This window comes from Gelidibacter sp. (genome assembly GCF_035577925.1).
In the GTDB taxonomy this organism is placed as follows: domain Bacteria; phylum Bacteroidota; class Bacteroidia; order Flavobacteriales; family Flavobacteriaceae; genus Gelidibacter.
This window is the reverse complement of the sequence record NZ_DATJCY010000148.1, coordinates 1-5,759: the sequence shown is the minus strand read 5'-3', so window position 1 is coordinate 5,759 and position 5,759 is coordinate 1. Positions and strand designations below refer to the sequence as shown.

At 35.0% G+C, this 5,759-nt stretch carries 5 protein-coding genes; 3 read left to right on the top strand and 2 right to left on the bottom strand.

Annotation, left to right across the window (positions count from 1 at the left end; genetic code table 11):
• A partial coding sequence (locus VNJ50_RS05210) for a DUF3307 domain-containing protein (protein WP_325579715.1) occupies positions 1-594 on the top strand: 594 nt, incomplete at its 5' end.
• Between the two features lie 54 nt (positions 595-648).
• Here VNJ50_RS05210 and carB read toward each other — a convergent pair.
• Together carB and rpmH are read right to left on the bottom strand one after the other, a co-directional pair.
• Positions 649-3,501: a carbamoyl-phosphate synthase large subunit gene (gene carB, locus VNJ50_RS05205; protein WP_325579713.1), complete on the bottom strand. Its 2,853-nt coding sequence runs from the start codon at positions 3,499-3,501 to the stop codon at positions 649-651.
• A 97-nt stretch (positions 3,502-3,598) separates the two neighbouring features.
• Complete coding sequence (gene rpmH, locus VNJ50_RS05200) at positions 3,599-3,760, bottom strand: 50S ribosomal protein L34 (RefSeq protein ID WP_325579711.1); 162 nt, start codon at positions 3,758-3,760, stop codon at positions 3,599-3,601.
• 342 nt (positions 3,761-4,102) lie between these two features.
• On the opposite strand from rpmH, the gene VNJ50_RS05195 reads away from it, so the two are divergent.
• Together VNJ50_RS05195 and VNJ50_RS05190 are read left to right on the top strand one after the other, a co-directional pair.
• Positions 4,103-4,666 (top strand): DUF2892 domain-containing protein, encoded by a 564-nt coding sequence (locus VNJ50_RS05195; RefSeq protein ID WP_325579709.1) that lies wholly within the window; start codon positions 4,103-4,105, stop codon positions 4,664-4,666.
• A gap of 307 nt (positions 4,667-4,973) precedes the next feature.
• Positions 4,974-5,669 (top strand): hypothetical protein, encoded by a 696-nt coding sequence (locus tag VNJ50_RS05190; RefSeq protein ID WP_325579707.1) that lies wholly within the window; start codon positions 4,974-4,976, stop codon positions 5,667-5,669.
• Positions 5,670-5,759 lie beyond the last annotated feature (90 nt).

Here is a 5,759-nt window from a genome sequence, read left to right as displayed (position 1 = left end):
GCTATCCACATCGCACTATTATTTATATTGCTTTGGGATGTTTCAAAATGGCCGATAATACTTTGCGTCGGAATTTCACATTATATTATTGACGCTACCAAGTTGATCGTTCAAACTAAAAAAACAAAACGTTTATTCTTTTTTTTAGACCAGCTGCTGCATATTTTGGTCATTATTGGGGTTACAATATTTTTTACAAAACCTGATATTTCATTCGAAACTGTTTTTAATGAACGCACGCTCCTACTCATTACTTGCATCATTTTTTTGACCATTCCCGTATCGATCCTCATGAAAACCATCTTTTTAAAATGGAACATTTCAAAACTTATGGAAGGCAATGAATCCCTTAAAGATGCTGGTATGTATATTGGCATTTTGGAACGGATTCTGGTGTTTGTTTTTGTGATTTTAGACCATTGGGAAGCTGTTGGATTTTTGATAACTGCAAAATCTGTATTCCGATTTGGAGATCTCAAAGAATCGAAAGAACGAAAACTGACCGAATATATTTTGATTGGAACGCTCATCAGCTTTGGCATTGCTATTTTAGTTGGTATTTTATATCTGATGGGCTTAAATAACATCGCATAAAAAAACCACCAACAGTTTAGTGTTGGTGGTTTTCTAAAATATTTTTTTTGAAAATTATTTGCTCAAGTACATTTTACGTCGTGCATATAAATTGTAAAACTGATCGTCTTTTAGGTTATCAATAAACAGAATGCTTTCGCCAGTACTTTTCATTTCCGGACCCAATTGTTTGTTCACAGAAGGGAATTTATTAAATGAGAATACTGGTTGTTTTATAGCAAATCCATCCAATTTAGGATTGAAATTAAAATCGGTAACCTTGTTTTCTCCCAACATAACTTTTGTGGCATAATTAACATACGGTTCGCCATAAGCTTTTGCGATAAACGGAACTGTTCTTGAGGCTCTTGGATTCGCTTCAATAATATAAACGATGTCATCTTTAATTGCAAACTGAATGTTGATCAATCCCACGGTATTTAATGCCAAAGCAATTTTTTTGGTGTGATCTTTAATTTGTTGCTGTACAAATTCGCCTAAATTGAACGGTGGCAATGTTGCATTACTATCACCAGAGTGGACACCACAAGGTTCAATATGCTCCATAATACCTATGATATAAACATTTTCTCCATCACAAATGGCATCGGCTTCAGCTTCAATGGCACCATCTAAATAGCGGTCCAACAGCAATTTGTTGTCTGGCATTTTTCGTAATAAATTCACTACATGCTCCTCTAATTCGTTTTTATTGATAACGATTTTCATGCCTTGACCTCCAAGCACATAAGAAGGACGCACCAAAATAGGGAAATCGAGCACATCGGCAATTGCTAAAGCTTCCTCCGCTGTAGTAGCTACGTCAAACTCTGGATAAGGAATATTGTTTTCTTTTAATAATTTGGAGAAACTTCCTCTATCTTCTGCCAAATCGAGTGATTTATAAGTTGTTCCGATGATTTTGATGCCATAACGGTCTAACTTTTCAGCCAATTTTAATGCGGTCTGTCCTCCTAATTGAACAATCACACCTTCTGGTTTTTCATGACGAATAATGTCATAAATATGCTCCCAATACACAGGTTCAAAATACAATTTATCAGAAATATCAAAATCCGTCGAAACTGTTTCAGGATTACAATTGATCATGATGGTTTCATAACCGCATTCCGAGGCTGCCAAAACACCATGGACACAACAATAATCAAACTCAATCCCTTGACCAATTCGGTTGGGGCCAGATCCTAAAACGATGATCTTTTTCTTATCAGACACGACACTTTCGTTGGCAGAAATCAATTTACCATCTGGACCTTCCACATTATTTTCGAAAGTGGAATAATAATACGGTGTCTGTGCTTTAAATTCGGCAGCACAAGTGTCCACCAATTTGAAAATACGATGAATATTAAGTTCATCACGTTTATTATAAACTTGACTTTCCAAACAATTGAGCATGTGCGCTATTTGTCTGTCGCCATAACCTTTTTGTTTAGCTTCCAACAATAAATCATGTTGAATGGTATCAATGGTATATGTCGAAATTTCCTTTTCAAGGTGATATAATTCTTCATATTGCTTTAAGAACCACATATCAATTTTTGTAATTTCATGAATACGGCTCAATGGAATTCCCATTTGGATGGCGTCATAAATAACAAACACCCGATCCCAACTGGCGTGGGTTAGTTTATCGATGATTTGATCGTAATTTTTATAACCTTTTCCATCGGCACCCAATCCGTTGCGTTTAATTTCTAAAGATTGTGTCGCTTTATGAAGTGCTTCCTGAAAGGAACGGCCAATGGCCATTACTTCACCAACCGCTTTCATTTGAAGTCCCAAAGTACGATCTGCCCCTTCAAATTTATCAAAGTTCCAACGTGGAATCTTAACCACAACATAATCTAAAGTGGGCTCAAATAATGCAGAAGTCGATTTTGTGATCTGATTGGTCAATTCATCCAAATTATAACCAATGGCCAGTTTTGATGCAATTTTAGCAATTGGATATCCGGTGGCTTTACTCGCCAAAGCAGATGAACGAGAAACACGCGGATTGATTTCAATAGCGATGATTTCTTCTTTTTCATCGGCGCTTACTGCAAATTGAACATTACAACCTCCTGCAAAATCGCCAATACTGCGCATCATGTGGATGGCCATATCGCGCATACGTTGGAAAGTTGTATCCGATAAGGTCATTGCAGGTGCAACAGTAATAGAATCTCCAGTATGGATACCCATAGGATCCATGTTTTCAATCGTACAGATAATAACAACGTTGTCATTTTTATCTCGCAACAACTCTAATTCATATTCTTTCCATCCTATCAAGGCTTTGTCGATCATGACTTCATGGATAGGAGAAACTTCCAAACCACGTCGTAACAATTCATCAAACTGATCTTCGGTGTGGACAAATGAAGCCCCTTCGCCTCCTAAAGTATAGGAAGCTCTAATGACCAAAGGAAAACCAAATTTTTGGGCAATCTCTTTACCTTCCAAATAAGAGGTTGCCGTAGCTTGAGGTGCCATTGGAATACCAATTTTGTACATTAATTCCTTAAACTTCTCTCGGTCTTCAGTAATATTTATAGCACTAATATCAACGCCAATTAGCTTAACATCAAAATCTTTCCAGATCCCTTTTTCATCAGCTTCAATACATAAATTCAATGCCGTTTGCCCGCCCATTGTTGGTAAAACAGCATCAATTTGAGGGTGCTCCTTCAAGATTTGAACGATCGATTTTGTCGTAAGCGGTAATAAATAAACATGATCAGCCATGGTAGGATCTGTCATGATGGTTGCTGGATTGGAATTGATGAGTATGGTTTCTATTCCATCCTCTCTTAGTGAGCGTAAGGCCTGGGTACCAGCATAATCAAACTCGCAAGCTTGTCCAATAACGATTGGCCCTGATCCGATAATAAGTACAGATTTAATGTTTTTGTCTTTAGGCATTTTAGTGAATTTTGTGGTGCAAAAATAAATATGAATGAGGTACAAAAAAAGGTGTTACACCTAAGTAACACCTCTAATTATCAACAATTGTTAATCATTATTTTTTATGTCTTATTTCTGAAGATACAGATAGTTTTTTTCTTCCTTTAGCTCTTCTACGTGCAAGAACCTTTCTACCATTAGCAGAAGCCATTCTTTCTCTAAAACCGTGTTTGTTTACTCTCTTTCTTTTCGATGGTTGAAACGTTCTTTTGCTCATTGTCTTATATCTTTATAAAAATCTTGTAAAATCTAAAATATAGCGCTTCGGGTCTCTCTCCAAAACTGCGGGCAAATATACAAAGACTTTTTACTTTGACAAATCTAATTTTGAAATATTTTTTTAATTTTACTTATGGCAATTTCATGCCCAACAATAGCTCCGATAATATAGTACTATTATGGCTAATATCAAAAAATAGCAATGCCAACTTAAAAAAAATTAGTTTCTTTGTGCTTTGAAATCTGACCTCACCATAAGAGACCTTAACGTCAATATTTTTTTATGACCATACCAAACAAAATAGCATCTACAATTACTTATAATATATCAAACTAAATCATGTACAATAAAAATATAAAACTTGTTATCGCAGGATTAATCATTGCTTACGCCATTTATCAATTCACCGAAGGCTACATTGGCAATGGTATTATGTTCATCCTACTGTCTACCATTTTTGTCTTTTTGTATTTTAAAAACGAATTTATCCTACTTGCATTTTTAAGGCTCCGAAAACAAGATTTTGCCGGTGCAAAACGTTGGTTGGACAAAATTAAAAATCCATCAAGCGCTTTAGTAAAAAAACAAGAAGGCTATTACAATTACCTTAATGGCATTATGGTATCTCAAACCAATATGAATGAAGCCGAAAAATATTTCAAAAAGGCTGTTACTCTGGGTTTGTCCATGGATCACGATTTAGCAATGGCAAAATTGAACCTTGCGGGAATTGCATTTAGCAAAAGACGTCCTCAGGAAGCTAAAATTTTATTAAGTGAAGCTCAAAAACTAGATAAGCGAAACATGTTGGCCGATCAGATAAAAATGATGAAAGACAGCATGAAAAAAGCACAAATGCCAAATCAACATTACGGCGGAAATCGTCAAGGAAGACGTCGTTAATCTGATAATACTCTTTCTAAACATGTAAAAACTGTTTTTTTAAATTCAGTATTTCAATATCATAAGCCCTTGTTTATAACCAGGGCTTTTTTAATTAGAAGCGATACAAAGTAATTGTGGTAACTTTAGGATGCTTTCCGTTTTCAAGGTGATTTTAAATCAAAAGCAACCCAACTTTAAAGTCACGGAAAAAATAAAAAAACAACTTACACAGAAGATTAACCTTGTTTTTGAAGCACTTATCGAGAAGATTTGAGATTAACGAACACAAACCATACCTTGACCTCCCCTACTAAACATGCTATTTATGATTTTAAAAAAACTACTTATACTTCTTATTTGCGCTTTAAGTCCGCATCTATTTTCACAAGATGACAAAATATATTTTGAAGATGCATTAGCCCAAAATTTAAGGAAATTTAATAACCAATCTGATTTGGCTATTAGAAATAAAATGCCAAATGAAGTTGATACCATTTTCAATTCCTTTTTAAACAATTATTTAAAAAACACTTATGTTTCCGATTTGAGACTTAAAAAAGTATCGGGCGGTTACATTCAAACTGATCAAATTAACACACCATTTTTATTAATTACCAAAAACTCTGCAATTATTCAAGCTGATGAAGAGATTGAAACCATCAATGCAATTTCTGACTACTACAAAGGCCAAGTAGAAATCATTGTCATGTTTTGGGACAGACAGGATATTGCAAAAAAGAGCACGCGCAACTACAACAAAAACGTTACGGTTGTTTATGCCGATGAACGCTACAATAATTCAAACCGCGCACTTTCAGTTTACAAACATTCGTTTGGCGTACCAACTTGCTTTTACGTTAATAAAAACAAACAGATTTTTGATATCGACCGAAAGTTTTTTCAAAGGAATTCAAATCCCGATTCGCAAAAGATATTTGCAGAGCGAACACATAAAGGAATTACGGAATTATTGGTAAGCCATGAGGATAGCGCAGCACAATCCATTACCTTGGATTATTAATAAAAATAGTGCTAGTTTATAGCATCAGAAACATAAAAAACATAGATTTTCTACTTCCATTGATAACTTATTTATTGACTTATTTGCTTT

Bases quoted from the DNA above. Each gene is read 5' to 3' on its own strand.
- VNJ50_RS05195 (WP_325579709.1), top strand. From the start codon at position 4,103: ATGTACAATAAAAATATAAAACTTGTTATCGCAGGATTAATCATTGCT.
- VNJ50_RS05190 (WP_325579707.1), top strand. From the start codon at position 4,974: ATGATTTTAAAAAAACTACTTATACTTCTTATTTGCGCTTTAAGTCCG.
- rpmH (WP_325579711.1), bottom strand. From the start codon at position 3,760: ATGAGCAAAAGAACGTTTCAACCATCGAAAAGAAAGAGAGTAAACAAA.
- carB (WP_325579713.1), bottom strand. From the start codon at position 3,501: ATGCCTAAAGACAAAAACATTAAATCTGTACTTATTATCGGATCAGGG.